The organism is Mesorhizobium sp. M7D.F.Ca.US.005.01.1.1, assembly GCF_003952545.1.
Lineage (GTDB): Bacteria > Pseudomonadota > Alphaproteobacteria > Rhizobiales > Rhizobiaceae > Mesorhizobium > Mesorhizobium loti.
The window spans coordinates 4162707-4178095 of the sequence record NZ_CP034453.1; the positions used below are offsets into that span (position 1 = coordinate 4162707).

18 protein-coding genes are annotated in these 15389 nt (G+C 61.3%); 16 read left to right on the forward strand and 2 right to left on the reverse strand.

Features of this window, described 5'->3' with window-relative positions; genetic code table 11:
• Positions 1-46 precede the first annotated feature (46 nt).
• Positions 47-199 (reverse strand): hypothetical protein, encoded by a 153-nt coding sequence (locus EJ076_RS19865; RefSeq protein ID WP_082525247.1) that lies wholly within the window; start codon positions 197-199, stop codon positions 47-49.
• A 194-nt stretch (positions 200-393) separates the two neighbouring features.
• Here EJ076_RS19865 and coaD point away from each other — a divergent pair, with 194 nt between their 5' ends.
• Genes coaD through tgt form a run of 7 tightly spaced genes read left to right on the forward strand, consistent with a single transcriptional unit; the run spans position 394 to position 4983 of the window.
• Complete coding sequence (gene coaD, locus EJ076_RS19870; protein WP_109669169.1) at positions 394-894, forward strand: pantetheine-phosphate adenylyltransferase; 501 nt, start codon at positions 394-396, stop codon at positions 892-894.
• Positions 895-910: 16 nt separating this feature from the next.
• Positions 911-1498, forward strand: a complete 588-nt coding sequence (locus EJ076_RS19875) for a peptidylprolyl isomerase (RefSeq protein WP_126069020.1) — start codon at positions 911-913, stop codon at positions 1496-1498.
• Between the two features lie 40 nt (positions 1499-1538).
• Entirely contained in the window at positions 1539-2051 is a 513-nt protein-coding gene (locus EJ076_RS19880; RefSeq protein ID WP_126069021.1) for a peptidylprolyl isomerase, read from the forward strand.
• Positions 2052-2063: 12 nt separating this feature from the next.
• On the forward strand, positions 2064-2513 hold the full coding sequence (locus EJ076_RS19885; RefSeq protein ID WP_109669161.1) for a DMT family transporter: 450 nt from the start codon (positions 2064-2066) through the stop codon (positions 2511-2513).
• Positions 2513-3601, forward strand: a complete 1089-nt coding sequence (queA, locus tag EJ076_RS19890) for a tRNA preQ1(34) S-adenosylmethionine ribosyltransferase-isomerase QueA (RefSeq protein WP_126069022.1) — start codon at positions 2513-2515, stop codon at positions 3599-3601. Before EJ076_RS19885 ends, queA begins: the two co-directional genes overlap by 1 nt.
• Positions 3591-3860, forward strand: coding sequence for a hypothetical protein (locus EJ076_RS19895; protein ID WP_126069023.1), 270 nt, complete (start codon positions 3591-3593; stop codon positions 3858-3860). The genes queA and EJ076_RS19895 overlap by 11 nt, the downstream gene beginning before the upstream one ends.
• A complete protein-coding gene (gene tgt / locus EJ076_RS19900; RefSeq protein ID WP_126069024.1) occupies positions 3853-4983 on the forward strand; it encodes a tRNA guanosine(34) transglycosylase Tgt in 1131 nt (376 codons plus the stop codon). Before EJ076_RS19895 ends, tgt begins: the two co-directional genes overlap by 8 nt.
• 4 nt (positions 4984-4987) lie before the next feature.
• On the opposite strand, the gene EJ076_RS19905 is transcribed toward tgt, so the two are convergent.
• On the reverse strand, positions 4988-5407 hold the full coding sequence (locus tag EJ076_RS19905) for a DUF4864 domain-containing protein (protein ID WP_126069025.1): 420 nt from the start codon (positions 5405-5407) through the stop codon (positions 4988-4990).
• A gap of 265 nt (positions 5408-5672) precedes the next feature.
• Here EJ076_RS19905 and EJ076_RS19910 point away from each other — a divergent pair, with 265 nt between their 5' ends.
• From EJ076_RS19910 to EJ076_RS19950, 9 genes are all read left to right on the forward strand, one after another.
• Positions 5673-5909: an Lrp/AsnC family transcriptional regulator gene (locus EJ076_RS19910; protein ID WP_010909609.1), complete on the forward strand. Its 237-nt coding sequence runs from the start codon at positions 5673-5675 to the stop codon at positions 5907-5909.
• A 171-nt stretch (positions 5910-6080) separates the two neighbouring features.
• Entirely contained in the window at positions 6081-7493 is a 1413-nt protein-coding gene (locus EJ076_RS19915; RefSeq protein WP_164548689.1) for a circularly permuted type 2 ATP-grasp protein, read from the forward strand.
• A 21-nt stretch (positions 7494-7514) separates the two neighbouring features.
• A complete protein-coding gene (locus EJ076_RS19920; protein ID WP_109669149.1) occupies positions 7515-8456 on the forward strand; it encodes an alpha-E domain-containing protein in 942 nt (313 codons plus the stop codon).
• 85 nt (positions 8457-8541) lie between these two features.
• Entirely contained in the window at positions 8542-9336 is a 795-nt protein-coding gene (locus EJ076_RS19925) for a transglutaminase family protein (protein ID WP_109669147.1), read from the forward strand.
• A 133-nt stretch (positions 9337-9469) separates the two neighbouring features.
• On the forward strand, positions 9470-10201 hold the full coding sequence (locus EJ076_RS19930; protein WP_109669145.1) for a peptidase: 732 nt from the start codon (positions 9470-9472) through the stop codon (positions 10199-10201).
• Positions 10202-10302: 101 nt separating this feature from the next.
• Complete coding sequence (locus tag EJ076_RS19935; protein ID WP_126069026.1) at positions 10303-11715, forward strand: aspartate aminotransferase family protein; 1413 nt, start codon at positions 10303-10305, stop codon at positions 11713-11715.
• A 127-nt stretch (positions 11716-11842) separates the two neighbouring features.
• On the forward strand, positions 11843-12610 hold the full coding sequence (locus EJ076_RS19940) for a DeoR/GlpR family DNA-binding transcription regulator (RefSeq protein ID WP_109669141.1): 768 nt from the start codon (positions 11843-11845) through the stop codon (positions 12608-12610).
• A gap of 126 nt (positions 12611-12736) precedes the next feature.
• A complete protein-coding gene (glpD, locus tag EJ076_RS19945) occupies positions 12737-14263 on the forward strand; it encodes a glycerol-3-phosphate dehydrogenase (protein WP_126069027.1) in 1527 nt (508 codons plus the stop codon).
• A gap of 42 nt (positions 14264-14305) precedes the next feature.
• Complete coding sequence (locus EJ076_RS19950; RefSeq protein ID WP_109669136.1) at positions 14306-15385, forward strand: ABC transporter ATP-binding protein; 1080 nt, start codon at positions 14306-14308, stop codon at positions 15383-15385.
• The last annotated feature ends 4 nt before the right edge of the window (positions 15386-15389 follow it).

Genomic DNA, 15389 nt, shown 5'->3' on the forward strand with positions numbered 1-15389 from the left:
AGCAACGCCAGCCCATCGGCCGGCGCGGCAGCAAGTTCAGGCTTTATCAGTAGTGGCGATACGGCTTGCGGGGGCCGAAGCCTTCGAAGCGCTTGGTGTTTGCCTTGACGCGGACGCGTTGTGCCTCCTGATGCAGCCCAAAGACGGTGGCGATCAGCATGGCGACGGTCATTGCGGTGGCGAGCATGTAGATCAGCATGTGCGTGTTCTCCTGCGCCTAACAACGGATAGATGGGATTTTGGTTTCATCTTATTTAGGTGCAACCTAGTGAACGCTGCGTGAAGGCTTCGTGATCAGCGTGTTCATCTGTCGTTCATGTGCCGGAAAAGGTTCACGGCCGGCGCGCCGATCGGATTTGCCTTTGCGAGAGAGGCTCGCTAGAAGCACCTGCCATGACTGAACGCATCGCCCTCTATGCCGGCTCCTTCGACCCGCTGACCAACGGCCATCTCGATGTGCTGAAGGCGTCGCTGGCGGTGGCCGACATCGTCTATGCGGCGATCGGCATTCATCCGGGAAAGCAGCCGCTGTTTTCCTTCGAGGAGCGGGTGAAGCTGATCGAGACAGCGACGAAGGCAGAATTCGGCAGCGACGGCGCCCGCATCAAGGTCGTCGCCTTCGACGGGCTGGTCATCGACGCGGCCAGGAAGCAGGGCGCCTCGATCATGATCCGCGGCCTGCGTGACGGCACCGACCTCGACTATGAGATGCAGATGGCCGGCATGAACGAGACCATGGCGCCTGAACTGCAGACGGTTTTTCTGCCCGCCAGCCCTTCCGTGCGCACCATTACCGCCACACTTGTCCGCCAGATTGCCTCGATGGGAGGCGACATCCGCCCCTTCGTGCCGGCGGCGGTTGCCGGCGCGCTCACCGCCAAATTCAAGAAATAAGACCCCGGAGACAGATATGCAGCTGAAAAGGCTCGCCTCGTTCCTCGTTGTGCTTGCCGGTCTTGTGACCGCATCGGTCTCGGCTTTTGCCGCCGACCCGGAAAACACCATGATCGTCACGCTGAAGGACGGCGACGTCACCATTGCGCTGAGACCCGACCTCGCGCCCAAGCATGTCGCCCAGATCAAGAAGCTGGTGCGCCAGGGCGCCTATGACAATGTCGCCTTCCATCGCGTCATCGACGGCTTCATGGCGCAGACCGGCGACGTCAAGTTCGGCAATATGAAAAAGGGGTTCAGCGCCGAGGCTGTCGGCACCGGTGGTTCCGATCTGCCCGACCTACCGGCCGAATTCTCGCAGACCGAACACTACAAGCGCGGCGTGGTCGGCATGGCCCGCTCGCAGGACCCCAACTCTGCCAATTCGCAGTTCTTCATCATGTTCGCGCCGGCGCCGCCGCTCGATGGGCAGTACACCATCGTCGGCAATGTCGTCAGCGGCATGGAACTGGTGGATCACATCAAGAAGGGCGACCAGGCGGACAACGGCACGGTCTCCGATCCCGACCGGATGATCAAGGTGCGCATCGCCGCAGACAAGTAAAATTGTCAAATAACTCTGTTTTCTCAAAAGGATATCTGACATGACCGAAATCAAGGACCGCGAGAACGCGCTCATCATGGAAACGACCAAGGGCAAGGTCGTCATCGAACTTTTCCCCGACCTGGCGCCCGGCCATGTCGCCCGCATCAAGGAACTGGCCCGCGAAGGCGCCTATGACGGCGTGGTCTTTCACCGCGTCATCGAAGGCTTCATGGCGCAGACCGGCGACGTCAAGTTCGGCAATTCCTCGAAGCCGACATTCGCTCCATCCCGCGCGGGCATGGGCGGCTCGGAAAAGCCGGATTTGAAGGCTGAATTCTCCAACGCCAACCATGGCCGCGGCACCTGCTCGATGGCCCGGTCGCAGAACCCGAACTCGGCCAATTCGCAGTTCTTCATCTGCTTTGACGATGCCGCCTTCCTCAACCGTCAGTATACGGTCTGGGGCCAGGTCATCGAAGGCATGGACAATGTCGACAAGATCAAGCGCGGCGAGCCGGTGCAGGATCCCGACAAGATCGTGTCGCTGAAGGTCGCGGCCGACGTCAAGTAAGGGTAAACGACAATGATGGGCGTCGTCTGGTCGCTTCTCGGCATCCTGTCCGGCGCTTTCATTGCCATTCAGGCACCGATCAATTCGCAGTTGGCGCGCGGCCTGGGTCTCCCGGTCGCGGCGGCTGCGTTTTCGTTCCTGTCGGGCGCGATCGTGCTCGGCATCATCTCCGTTACGGTGGTGAAGCTGCAAGGCATCTCGCTCGACTGGAAAGCGCCGGCGCCCTGGCTGTTCGTAGCCGGCGGCATGCTCGGCGGCTTCTATGTCACGCTGTCGACGATTCTGACGCCGCGCATCGGCGCCGCCGCGCTGATGGCGTTTCTGGTCGCCGGCCAGTTGCTGGCCGGCATGCTCATCGACCGCGTCGGCTTCCTCGGCGTCGCGGTGCGTGAAATCTCGCTCGGCCGCATCGCCGGCGCGGTGCTGCTGCTGGCCGGAGCGCTGCTCGTCCGGCTCTACTGATGCGCGTCGACCTCTTCGACTTCGACCTGCCGGAGGAGCGCATCGCGCTTCGCCCTGCGGAGCCGCGCGACAGCGCCAAGATGCTGGTGGTCAAGTCAGGCGAAGGGCTCGATAACCGCAGGGTGGGCGACCTGCCGTCCCTGCTCAGGGCCGGCGACGTGCTGGTTTTCAACGACACCAAGGTCATTCCGGCGCAGCTCAAAGGCATCAGGCGGCGCGGCGAGGCGGCGGCGCAGGTCGAGGCCACCCTGCATATGCGCATGGCACCGGATCGCTGGCTGGCCTTCATGAGGCCGGGCAAGCGAATCGCTGCAGGCGACCGCATCCATTTCGGCCATGACGGCAATTCCTGTTTCCTCGGCCAGCTCGACGCCACGGTGATCGAGAAAGGCGAGGGCGGCGAAGCACTGCTTGGCTTCGACCTGTCGGGGCCATTTCTCGACGAGGCACTGCACGCTGTCGGCCATATTCCGCTGCCGCCCTATATCGCCTCGAAGCGCGACGATGACGAACGCGACCGGGCCGACTACCAGACCATTTATGCCCGCGAGGAAGGCGCCGTCGCGGCACCGACAGCGGGCCTGCATTTCACGCCGGAGCTTTTTGCAGCGCTTGACGCCAAGGGCATCGAACGCCGCTTCGTCACCTTGCATGTCGGCGCCGGCACGTTCCTGCCGGTGAAGGCGGACGACACCGCCGACCACAAGATGCATGCCGAGACCGGTTCGGTCAGCCGAGAAACCGCGGATGCGCTCAATGCGGCGAAGGCGAGGGGCGGGCGCATCGTTGCTGTCGGCACGACCTCGCTGCGGCTGCTGGAGAGTGCGGCGCGTGAGGACGGCACTCTGCTTGCATGGTCCGGCCCGACCGATATCTTCATCACGCCCGGCTATCGTTTTCGCACCGCCGACATGCTGATGACCAATTTCCATCTGCCGCGCTCGACGCTGTTCATGCTGGTTTCAGCCTTCAGCGGCCTTGAGACGATGCGTGCGGCCTATGCGCATGCCATCGAGAACCGCTACAGATTCTATTCCTATGGCGACGCAAGCCTGCTTTTCCGAGCGGAGACGAGCGATGGACGATGATCTGCAAGCCTTTGACCGCGATGCGCTGATCGCGGAGGTGAAAAAACTGCGCGCCGGTATTCGCCAGCATCGCGACGCGGCCGGCCATGATCTATGCTGGCATCACCCCGATCTGTGGGACCTTCTGCCGGAAAAAACCGAACCGGCAATCGCCGTGCCGCCCTGGCCAAAATTCATGCGCGGCTGCATCCGCTATCGCCAGTCGCTCGACAAGCAGGCACCGGGCGCCCCGGTCCACGATAAGGAATTCAATGGCTAAGCCATTCAGCTTCAAGGTTCTGGCGACCGACGGCAAGGCGCGGCGCGGCGTGATCGACATGCCGCGCGGCGAAATCCGCACGCCAGCCTTCATGCCGGTCGGTACCGGCGGCACCGTCAAGGCCATGTATATGGACCAGGTGCGCGGTGTCGGCGCCGACATCATCCTGGGCAACACCTACCATTTGATGCTGCGGCCCGGCGCCGAGCGCGTGGCGCGGCTCGGCGGCTTGCATGAATTCGCCCGCTGGCCGCATCCGATCCTGACCGACAGCGGCGGTTTCCAGGTGATGTCGCTGTCGAAGCTGAGAAAGCTGACCGAAAAGGGCGTCACCTTCCGCTCGCACATAGACGGCGCCGCCTACGAGATGTCGCCGGAACGCTCGATCGAGATCCAGGGGCTGCTCGATTCCGACATCCAGATGCAGCTCGACGAATGCACGGCGCTACCGGCCGAGATGAAGGAGATCGAGCGCGCCATGGAGCTGTCGCTGCGTTGGGCCGAGCGCTGCAAGACGGCGTTCGGCGACCAGCCGGGCAAGGCGATGTTCGGCATCGTGCAAGGCGGTGACAATGCAGCACTGCGGGTGCGTTCGGCGCAGGCGCTGAGCGCCATGGAGCTGAAGGGCTATGCGGTTGGCGGCCTGGCCGTCGGCGAGCCGCAAGCGGTGATGCTCGAGATGCTTGAGATCACCTGTCCGGAACTGCCAGCGGATAAACCACGCTATCTCATGGGCGTCGGCACGCCTGACGATATCCTGAAATCGGTGGCGCGCGGCATCGACATGTTCGATTGCGTGATGCCGACTCGGGCCGGCCGCCACGGCTTGGCCTATACAAAGCGCGGCAAGGTCAATCTGCGCAACGCCCGCCATGCCGACGATCCGCGACCGCTCGACGAGGAAAGCGATTGCCCGGCCGCGCGGGACTATTCGCGCGCCTACCTGCACCATCTGGTGCGCTCGCAGGAGGCGCTGGGCGCCATGCTTTTGACCTGGAACAATCTTTCCTACTACCAGAAACTGATGCAGGACATCCGCGCCGCCATCGAGGCCGGCACCTTCGAAGCACGCGGCGCAGAAATCACCGGGGGTTGGGCGAGGGGCGATATCCCGTTGCTGTGAGGCCTCAAGTGCTGAGCGAATTCGAGGCGCGCAGGCTGCAGCCGGTGATCTGGAATGTGCCGTCGGGCTGTTGCTGCAACGTGTAGACAGCCTCGTAGTCCTTGCCGTCGGGGCCGACGATCAGTACCTGCTGGACGATCGAACCCGGGGCCGTCTCCTCGACCTTGCCGAAGGAATAGGTCTGCGGCTTGCGCACCGGCGGGTAGCCGTTTGTCACCATGTTCATGAAGGCATCGACGGTCGGGAAAATCCGTTTCACATTAGGCGCGGCGAAGCTATAGGCAGTGGCGCCGTCATTGGCGATGAGTGCCTTCAACTGGCCATCGATGACGGACTGCCCTGCCTTGATCTCGGCATCGCCGGCAAATGCCGACGACACAAAGAGGAATGGAACGAATGCGAATGCGAAAAAGGCGCGGCGCATGGCCTGTCTCCGTTGTCCCGCGGAATATCTTCCCTCAAAAATAGTGCTGTCCGAAGACGCATCATAACATACGCTTGGCAGCGCATCGCGGTTTCAGCGATTGCGAATAATCGCTGGCGATCGGCGGCAGGTTGCAGCCTGTGGCGGAGCTGCGGGAGCTCGTAGCCCAGGTCCAGGCCGGCTGAGCATTCATTCCAGCGCTTGAAAGCCCGCCTCCAGTCTGCCAGAAGGGCCGCTGGACTTGGACGTTTAGCGGGACGAAGCCATGAAGGCGTTTTTCGTGCAGATCAAATGCGAGTTGGGCAAATCCTATGAGGTTGCCAGCGCGCTTGCCGATGCCGAGATCGCTTCGGAAATCTACTCCACCGCCGGCAATTACGATCTGCTCGCCAAATTCTATGTCGACGACGAGGAAGACGTCGGCCATTTCGTCAACGAGAAGGTGCAGATTCTCCCCGGCATCAAGGACACCTTCACCGTCGTCACGTTCCGCGCCTTTTAGCCATCGAGCGCACTTGCCCGGACACGAGGCAAAGCCTGATTACCGTCATATTTCGGCTGCCTTAATTTTAGGCAGGTGCAACATACTGATCGCCCGTATCTCCCAAATCACCGATTGCGCTTGATTTTCTCCGGCGACGCCAGTGAAATGGCGTCACAGGGGAGTATGCGATTGGCAGCGTTCGATGAAATGCTTCCGGAAGTCTCCGGATTGAGAAGACCATATTCGGCTTATGATCGCTGGCTGAAGGAGCAGGATCCGGCCAGGTTGACCGAGAAAATGCAGGACGCCGAACGCGTCTTCCGCAAGACCGGCATTACCTTCGCCGTCTATGGCGAGCAGGAAGCCTCCGAGCGGCTGATCCCGTTCGACATCGTTCCCCGCATCATTTCAGGCAATGAATGGCGACGCCTCACGCAAGGCATCGAGCAGCGCGTGCAGGCGCTGAACGCCTTCCTCGACGATATCTACCATCGCCAGGAAATCCTGCGGGCAGGGCGCGTTCCCAGGGAGTTGATCGCCAGGAACGAGGCATTCCTGCCGGAAATGATAGGCGTCAGGCCGCCGGCAGGCGTCTACACCCACATCATCGGCGTCGACATCGTCCGCATCAGTGAAGACGAATTCTACGTGCTGGAAGACAATGCGCGCACGCCGTCGGGTGTCTCCTACATGCTGGAGAACCGCGAGACGATGATGCAGCTGTTTCCCGAGCTGTTCCAGAAGATCAAGGTGCGGCCGGTGGAAAACTACCCGCAGCTTCTGCGCCAGTCGCTGGCGGCGGTACGGCCGCAAAGCACCAAGGGTGCGCCGACCATCGCGGTGCTGACGCCCGGCAGCTTCAATTCCGCCTATTTCGAACACGCCTTCCTCGCCGACCAGATGGGCGTGCAGCTGGTCGAGGGCCAGGATCTGCGGGTCGTCGATGGCCATGTCGCCATGCGCACGACCGAAGGCTACAAGCAGATCGACGTGCTCTATCGGCGCGTGGACGATTCGTATCTGGACCCGCTGACGTTCCGGCCGGATTCGGCACTTGGCGTGCCCGGCATCATGGATGTCTACCGCGCCGGCAACATCACCATCGCCAATGCGCCTGGCACCGGCATCGCCGACGACAAGGCGATCTATTCCTACATGCCCGAGATCATCGAATTCTACACCGGCCGCAAGGCAATCCTCGGCAACATTCCGACCTGGCGCTGCTCGGAGCCGGACAGCCTGAAATACGTTCTCGAACACATCGACGAACTGGTGATCAAGGAAGTGCACGGTTCCGGCGGCTACGGCATGCTGGTCGGGCCGGCGGCGACCAAGAAGGAATGCGAGACGTTTGCCAAGAAACTGGCGGCAAAACCCTCGAATTACATTGCCCAACCGACCCTGGCCCTGTCGACTTGCCCGATCCTGACGGAAAAGGGGCTGGCGCCACGCCACGTGGATCTCAGGCCTTATGTGCTGGTCTCCGATCGCATCCAGATTGTGCCCGGCGGGCTGACCCGCGTGGCGCTCAAGGAAGGTTCACTGGTGGTCAATTCCTCGCAGGGCGGCGGCACCAAGGATACGTGGGTGCTGGATGACTGATTTCCATTTGAAGGTTCTTGCATGCTTTTAGGCCGCACCGCCAACGGGCTCTATTGGATGAACCGCTATATCGAGCGGGCGGAAAACATGGCGCGCTTGGTCGACGCCGGCCTGCGCATGGCGCTGACTCGTACCCAGAGCGCCTCGGAAGAGTGGAATTCGGTGCTGCTCAGCGCTGGTTCTGACGTCACTTTCAGCCAGAAATATTCTGATTATACCGCCGCCAATGTCGCCGACTTCCTGTTGCGCGACACGTCGAACCCGTCGAGCACGATGGCGTCGATCGAAACGGCCCGCAACAATGCCCGCATGGTGCGCACCGCGCTGACGCGCGAGACCTGGGAAAGCATCAACGAAGCCTGGATGTCGCTGAAGCGGATGCTGGCCAGGCCGATCGACGAGCGCGACCTGCCCAGCGTGCTCGATGCGATCAAGCGCGAGACGGCGCTGATCCGCGGCTCGTTCTACGGCACCATGCTGCGCAACGAGATCTTCGACTTCTCGCAGCTCGGCACCTATGTCGAGCGCGCCGACAACACGGCGCGCATCCTCGATGTGAAATACTACGTGCTCCTGCCGTCGATCTCCTGGGTCGGCTCGACGCTCGACAACTACCAGTGGGAATCGATCCTGCGTTCTGTGTCGGCACATCGCTCTTATCGCTGGGTCTATGACGCCGATTACAAACCGACGAACATAGCCGACTACCTGATCCTCAATGTCCGCATGCCGCGGTCGCTGATGTTCTGCTATCGCTTCCTGTCGGAGCATCTGAAATTCCTCGGCGACGACTACGGCGAGCGCCATGCCTGCCACGCAACGGCCGAGAAAACGCAGGCAATGCTGAGAGCGGGATCGATCAAGGATATTTTCGATACCGGCCTGCATGAATTCCTGGCCAATTTCATTCGCGATAACACCAAGCTGGGCGACGAAATCGCACAAGATTACCGGTTCAATTGAGCATGGTCCCGAACCGGAGGACCGCGATAGCGAAAAGTGGGAACCGGTTTTCGGACAAGATCATGCTCACAAACGGAAAAAAAGCATGCGGCTGAAGATCACCCATCGGACCGAATACCGCTACGATGCACCGGTGCACTATCTGTTGCAGCGGCTGCGGCTGCTTCCGGTCAGCGGATCGACGCAGACCGTTCTGTCCTGGGCGTTGGCCATCGAAGGCGCGCGCGAAGAGGTTCGCTTTGTCGACCATTTCGGCAACGACACAAGGCTGTTGAGCGTCGAGGGCGAGCGCGACTTCATCACCGTGGAAGCATCAGGCGAAGTGGTGACGCGCGACACCGCAGGTGTCTCGGGACCACACCAGGGCTTTACGCCGCTCTGGCTGTACAGCCATGAAACGCCATTGACGACGATCGGCAGCGGTGTTCGCGAACTCGCGGCATCGGTCGGCAAGGGCACCGACATCGAGAGGCTTCACCGGCTGATGGCTGTCATCGGCGAGCGCGTTGCCTACACGCCCGGCACCACCAATGCGGCGACGCCGGCGGAGGAAGCCTTGGCGCTCAAGACCGGTGTCTGCCAGGATCACACCCATATCTTTGCCGCCGCGGCGCGCGCCATGGGCTTTCCGGCTCGCTATGTCAGTGGCTATCTGATGCTGGATGCAACGGTTGAGCAGGCCGCAAGTCACGCCTGGGCCGAAGCGCATGTGTCGGGTCTCGGCTGGGTTGCCTTCGATGCCGCCAATGGCATTTCGCCTGACGAGCGCTATGTAAAGGTGGCAACGGGCCGCGACTACCGCGACGCCACGCCGGTGTCGGGAATTCGGCTGGGACAGGCGGAAGAACAGCTTGCGGTCACCGTCACGGTGGAGCAGTAATCTTTCGCAAGATTGCTGCCGAGCGATTCATCGTTTTAAGGAAACGCCGAACCGCTCTATCCCTTTGTTTTAACGCAATTCCGGACGGAAAACCGCTTCACACTTTTCCTGGAATTGCTCTAGAAGAGATTCCATGACTTATTGCGTTGGCCTGAAGATCGATCGCGGGCTCGTGTTCATGTCGGACACGCGCACCAATGCCGGCATGGATTCGATTTCCACCTTCCGCAAGATGCATATCTGGGAACTGCCGGGCGAGCGCGTCATCGTTTTGATGTCGGCGGGCAATCTGGCGACGACGCAGGCCGTGGTCAGCCTGCTCGACGAACGCACCAAGGCAATTGCCGACCGTCACGCCACGCTTCTGGAAACGCCGTCGATGTATCAGACGGTGCGGCTGGTCGGCGATACGGTCAAGGAGGTCATCGCCAGTTCGTCGCCTGCGGGCGAGAAGGCGGATTCCTACTTCAATGCTTCCTTCATCCTCGGCGGCCAGATCAAAGGCAGCGAGCCGCGCCTGTTCATGATCTATCCCGAAGGCAATTTCATCGAATCGACCGATGACACGCCGTTCTTCCAGATCGGCGAGACCAAATACGGCAAGCCGATTATCATCCGTGCCTATGAAAAGACGATGAGCCTCGCCGAGACGGTGAAGCTGCTTTTGGTGTCGTTCGATTCGACGCTGAAGTCGAACCTGTCCGTCGGCTTGCCGCTCGACCTGCTCTTTCTGGAGAAGGACGCCTTCAAGGTCGGGTTGAAGAAGCGGATCGGCCAGGACGACCAGTATTACCGCACGATCTCGGACGGCTGGTCGAATGCGCTGAAGACGGCCTTTGCCAGCCTGCCGGATTTCCCTGGCTAGGGCGCCCGTCATTCGCTGGCCGTTGCATATATTTCACGCGTTAATTAATAAAGAGGCCAGCCGTTATGGATGGCCGCGAGGGATCATGTCGGGAGGACAGGATGAACAACGATGAGTTCCGGGAATGGTCGCGGCGCGCCGCCGATTGGGGCGCCGACTACCGGGACACACTGCGCGAACGGCCGGTACGGCCACTGGTCGAGCCTGGCGACATCTTCAAAAGCATCGAGGCTTCGCCGCCCGAAGACGGCGAACCGATGGACCGGATCTTCGCCGACTTCGAAGAGAAGATTCTGCCGGGGATGACGCACTGGCAGCATCCCCGCTTTTTCGCCTATTTCCCGGCCAATGCGGCGCCGGTCTCGGTGGTGGCGGAGTATCTGGTTTCGGCGATGGCCGCACAGTGCATGCTTTGGCAGACGTCGCCGGCGGCGACCGAGCTGGAAACGCGCACCGTCGACTGGATGCGCCAGGCGCTCGGCCTGCCGGAAGGTTTTTCCGGGGTGATCCAGGATTCGGCCTCGTCGGCGACGCTGGCCGCGGTGCTGACCATGCGCGAGCGGGCACTCGAGTGGCAAGGCAACAAACAGGGCCTGGCAGGGCAGACACGGCTGCGCATTTATTCGTCCGACCAGGTCCACACCTCGATCGACCGGGCGATCTGGGTGTCAGGCATCGGCGAGGACAATCTCGTGCGCATTCCGGTAGGCGGCCGCTTTCGCGCCATGAACACGGCAGCGCTCGAGGCGGCAATCATCGCCGACCGCGAAGCCGGCATGCTGCCGGCCGGCATCATCGCTTGCGTCGGCGGCACCAGCATCGGCGGCACCGACGACATTGCTGCGGTTGCCGCGGTGGCGCGGCGGCATGGGCTCTATCTTCACGTCGATGCCGCCTGGGCCGGATCGGCGATGATCTGTCCGGAGTATCGGCATTTCTGGGCAGGCGTTGAAGGTGCCGATTCGATCGTTTTCAATCCGCACAAATGGCTGGGTGCCCAGTTCGATTGCTCGATCCAGTTCCTGCGTGACCCCGAAAGTCATGTACGGACGTTGGCTATCAAGCCGGAATTCCTGAAGACGCATGGGCGTGATGGCATCATCAACTATTCCGAATGGTCAGTGCCGCTCGGCAGGCGGTTCCGCGCGCTGAAATTGTGGTTCCTGCTGCGCGCCCATGGGCTGGAAAGCCTGCGCACGATGATCCGCAATCATGTCGCGTGGAGCGAAGGGCTTGCCGTGCGGCTGGCAAGGGAACCGGATTTCGAGATCGTCAGCGAGCCGATGCTGTCGTTGTTCTCGTTCCGGCACAAGACCGCAGCCGGCGCCGATGCGGACGCGCACAATCTGCAACTGGTCAATACGATCAACGACGATGGCCGCATCTACCTGACGCAGACGAAGGTCGATGGGCTGATAGCAATCCGTTTCCAGGTCGGTCAGTTCGAGGCGACCGCCGCCGATGTCGATATGGCCTTCACCGTCATCACGGAAATCGCGCGCGGAATAGCTTGATCAGGCACAATCTGGTTTGCGTTGGCGTTTGCCTTGGCAATCCTATGTATTTCATTAGCCGGCTTATGCCTTTTCATCGGTTTCGTTTTCGACTATAGACAAGAAAAACGAAAACGGGAGGTTGCCTATGTATCTGTCGCCACGCCATGCCGAAATCATCCAGATGGCCAAGGATCATGGTCGCGTGCTGGTCGATGACCTGGCCACCCACTTCAATGTGACGCCGCAGACCATACGCAAGGATCTCAACGATCTGTGCGACCAGCGGCTGCTTTCGCGCATCCATGGCGGCGCGTTGTTCCCGTCCGGCATCGAGAACATGGAGTATGAGGCGAGGCGCAAGATCGCTGCCGACGAGAAGGAGGCGATCGGCCGTGCGGCAGCCAGGCTGATCCCCGACAATGCCTCGCTGTTCATCAACATAGGGACCACGACCGAGTCGGTCAGCAAGGCGCTGCTCGATCACAACGGTCTCATGGTCATCACCAATAACATCAATGTTGCCAATAGGATGCGGATATATCCGTCGATCGAGGTGGTGATTGCTGGTGGTGTTGTGCGCGGTTCCGATGGCGGTGTGGTCGGCGAAGCGGCGGTTGATTTCATCAGGCAGTTCAAGGTCGACTATGCGGTGATCGGCGCATCCGCCATCGACCATGACGGCGCCTTGCTCGACTTCGATTTTCGCGAGGTCAAGGTGGCGCAGGCGATCATCGCCAATGCAAGGCATGTCATCCTGGTTTCCGACCAGACCAAATTCGAGCGAACCGCACCGGTGCGCATCGGCCATCTGTCGCAGGTCAACACCTTCATCACCGACCGTTGCGACATCCCGTCGGTGCGCAAGATCTGCCAGGAGGCCGAGGTTCAGCTGATCGAGACGTCGCTCACCTAGGCGGTTTCGACCTGATATCACGCGCTCGTGATATTTCGTTTGACATTCGTTATCATTTCGAAATAATTCCGACACGGTTTCGTAAAAGCCCAAAAATGGTGCAATGCGAAATCGCTGGAGGAATTTGTGGACGCATCTCCGATCCGTGACATTTTCGTCATAGGTGGCGGCATCAATGGCTGCGGTATCGCCCGCGATGCCGTCGGGCGTGGCTTTTCCGTCTTTCTCGCAGAGATGAACGATCTGGCGAGTGGAACTTCCTCAGGTTCCACCAAACTGGTCCATGGCGGCCTGCGCTACCTCGAATTCTACGAGTTCCGCCTGGTGCGCGAGGCGCTGATGGAGCGCGAGGTTCTGTGGAAGAACGCGCCGCATATCATTTGGCCGATGCGCTTCGTGCTGCCCTATGCCAAGGGCCTGCGTCCGGCCTGGCTGATCAGGCTCGGTCTCTTCCTCTACGACCACATTGGCGGGCGCAAATTGCTGCCGGCGACCAGGACGCTGGACATGGCCAGGGATCCGGCCGGCAAGCCTTTGAAACCGCTGTTCAAGAAGGCCTTCGAGTATTCGGATGGCTGGGTCAATGATGCGCGACTGGTGGCGTTGAACGCGCGTGATGCCGCCGACCGCGGCGCAACGGTCCGCACCCGTACGAAAGTGGTCGGCGCGCGCCGCGAAAACGGTCTGTGGACGGTCCAGATCGAGGACCTGCAGACCGGCGAGACGGAGGAGATCAAGGCGCGCCTGCTGGTCAATGCCGCCGGACCCTGGGTCGATCATGTGCTTTCCGGCGTCGTCGGCCTCAACGACGTGCACAATGTCCGCCTCGTGCAGGGCAGCCACATCGTCATCGCCAAGAAATTCGACGATCCGCGCGCCTATTTCTTCCAGAACAAGGATGGCCGCATCATCTTCGCCATTCCCTACGAGGAAGAGTTCACCTTGATCGGCACCACCGACCAGGACTACCCCGGCGATCCGCATGACGTGAAGATCAGCGACACCGAGATCGACTACCTCTGCGCCGCGGCAAGCGAATATTTCGCGCAACCGGTCAAGCGCTCGGACATCGTCTGGACCTATTCGGCCGTCCGCCCGCTCTATGATGACGGCGCCTCCAAGGCGCAGGAAGCGACGCGCGATTATGTGCTGAAGGCCGATGGCGGCGAGGGCGCGGCCCCGATCGTCAACGCCTTCGGCGGCAAGATCACCACCTATCGCCGGCTGTCGGAATCGATGCTGGAAAAGATCGAGGGTTTTCTCGGCAAGCGCGGCAAGCCATGGACGGCAAACGCGCCACTGCCGGGCGGCGATTTCCCGGCCACCGGTTTCGATGCCGAGGTGGCGAAACTGAAAACCGCCTACCCGTTCCTCGACGCGCGCCTGGCCCGCCGGCTGACCAGGCTCTACGGCACCCGCGCAAGGATGCTGTTGGGGCTAGCCAAATCGAATTCTGATCTCGGCCGTAACTTCGGCGCTGATCTTTACGAGGCCGAGGTGCGCTATCTCGTTCAAAACGAATGGGCGGTCACATCAGAAGATGTATTGTGGCGCCGGACCAAGCGCGGTCTGCATCTCAGCCGCGAGCAGGTGGCGGCGCTCGATGAATTCATGCGCGGCATAAGCCGGCGCCATGTCGCGGCTGCCGAATGAAGAGGGGTTTGAGCTGATGCAGAAGGCCTGGGAGGAGGCGTCATGCTGGAACTGAGAAACGTCACCAAGACGGTTGGTGCGGTCGAGCATATAAGCGACGTGTCGCTGACGCTTCAGCACGGCTCGCTCAACGTCCTGCTCGGACCTACGCTCTCCGGCAAGACCAGCCTGATGCGGCTGATGGCCGGCCTCGATGTGCCGACCTCCGGTTCGATCTGGTTCGACGGCCAGAATGTCACCGGCGTGCCGGTGCAGAAGCGCAAGATCGCCATGGTCTACCAGCAGTTCATCAACTATCCGGCGATGACCGTCTATGAGAACATCGCTTCGCCGCTCCGGGTGGCCGGCACCGATCAGGCCAAGATCGACAAGGAAGTGCGCGATGCCGCCGCACTTCTCAAGCTGACACCCTATCTCGACCGCACGCCGCTCAGCCTGTCCGGCGGCCAGCAGCAGCGCACCGCACTGGCGCGCGCCATCGTCAAGAACGCCAGCCTGGTCCTGCTCGACGAACCGCTCGCCAATCTCGACTATAAATTGCGCGAAGAGCTGCGCGCCGAGTTGCCCAGGATATTCGCTGCCGCTGGCACCATCTTCGTCTATGCAACGACCGAGCCGCACGAAGCCCTGCTGCTCGGCGGCAACACCGCCACGCTTTCCGAAGGACGCATCACCCAGTTCGGACAGACCATCGAGGTGTTCCGCAAGCCGGCCGACCTGGTGACGGCCAGGACGTTTTCCGATCCACCGCTCAACACCATCGTGCTCGCCAAGAAGGGCCGGGATTTCCTGCTCGAGGGTGGCGTCAACCTGCCGGTGCCAGCCGAGCTCTCCGGCATTGCCGACGCCATCTATACGATCGGCTTTCAGCCGCATCATCTGTCGCTCGAGCGGCCCAACGCGGCGGCGGTGCCGGTACGGGCCAAGGTGACGATCACCGAGATCACAGGGTCGGAGAGCTTCATCCATCTCGATTTCGCCGATGCGCGCTGGGTCATGCTGACCCACGGCATTCGCGATTTCGAGCCTGACGAAGTGGTCGAGGTGTTCATCGATCCGCGCCACATCATGGTTTTCGACGAGCACGGCCGCGCCGTGAGCGCGCCGAAGCTGGCGGCTTGAGGGG

Coding starts and splice junctions, on each gene's coding strand:
- EJ076_RS19880 (WP_126069021.1), top strand. CDS start 1,539: ATGACCGAAATCAAGGACCGCGAGAACGCGCTCATCATGGAAACGACC.
- EJ076_RS19930 (WP_109669145.1), top strand. CDS start 9,470: ATGACTTATTGCGTTGGCCTGAAGATCGATCGCGGGCTCGTGTTCATG.
- tgt (WP_126069024.1), top strand. CDS start 3,853: ATGGCTAAGCCATTCAGCTTCAAGGTTCTGGCGACCGACGGCAAGGCG.
- EJ076_RS19950 (WP_109669136.1), top strand. CDS start 14,306: ATGCTGGAACTGAGAAACGTCACCAAGACGGTTGGTGCGGTCGAGCAT.
- EJ076_RS19905 (WP_126069025.1), bottom strand. CDS start 5,407: ATGCGCCGCGCCTTTTTCGCATTCGCATTCGTTCCATTCCTCTTTGTG.
- EJ076_RS19910 (WP_010909609.1), top strand. CDS start 5,673: ATGAAGGCGTTTTTCGTGCAGATCAAATGCGAGTTGGGCAAATCCTAT.
- EJ076_RS19925 (WP_109669147.1), top strand. CDS start 8,542: ATGCGGCTGAAGATCACCCATCGGACCGAATACCGCTACGATGCACCG.
- coaD (WP_109669169.1), top strand. CDS start 394: ATGACTGAACGCATCGCCCTCTATGCCGGCTCCTTCGACCCGCTGACC.
- EJ076_RS19920 (WP_109669149.1), top strand. CDS start 7,515: ATGCTTTTAGGCCGCACCGCCAACGGGCTCTATTGGATGAACCGCTAT.
- EJ076_RS19875 (WP_126069020.1), top strand. CDS start 911: ATGCAGCTGAAAAGGCTCGCCTCGTTCCTCGTTGTGCTTGCCGGTCTT.
- EJ076_RS19940 (WP_109669141.1), top strand. CDS start 11,843: ATGTATCTGTCGCCACGCCATGCCGAAATCATCCAGATGGCCAAGGAT.
- EJ076_RS19865 (WP_082525247.1), bottom strand. CDS start 199: ATGCTGATCTACATGCTCGCCACCGCAATGACCGTCGCCATGCTGATC.
- EJ076_RS19935 (WP_126069026.1), top strand. CDS start 10,303: ATGAACAACGATGAGTTCCGGGAATGGTCGCGGCGCGCCGCCGATTGG.
- EJ076_RS19895 (WP_126069023.1), top strand. CDS start 3,591: ATGGACGATGATCTGCAAGCCTTTGACCGCGATGCGCTGATCGCGGAG.
- EJ076_RS19885 (WP_109669161.1), top strand. CDS start 2,064: ATGATGGGCGTCGTCTGGTCGCTTCTCGGCATCCTGTCCGGCGCTTTC.
- queA (WP_126069022.1), top strand. CDS start 2,513: ATGCGCGTCGACCTCTTCGACTTCGACCTGCCGGAGGAGCGCATCGCG.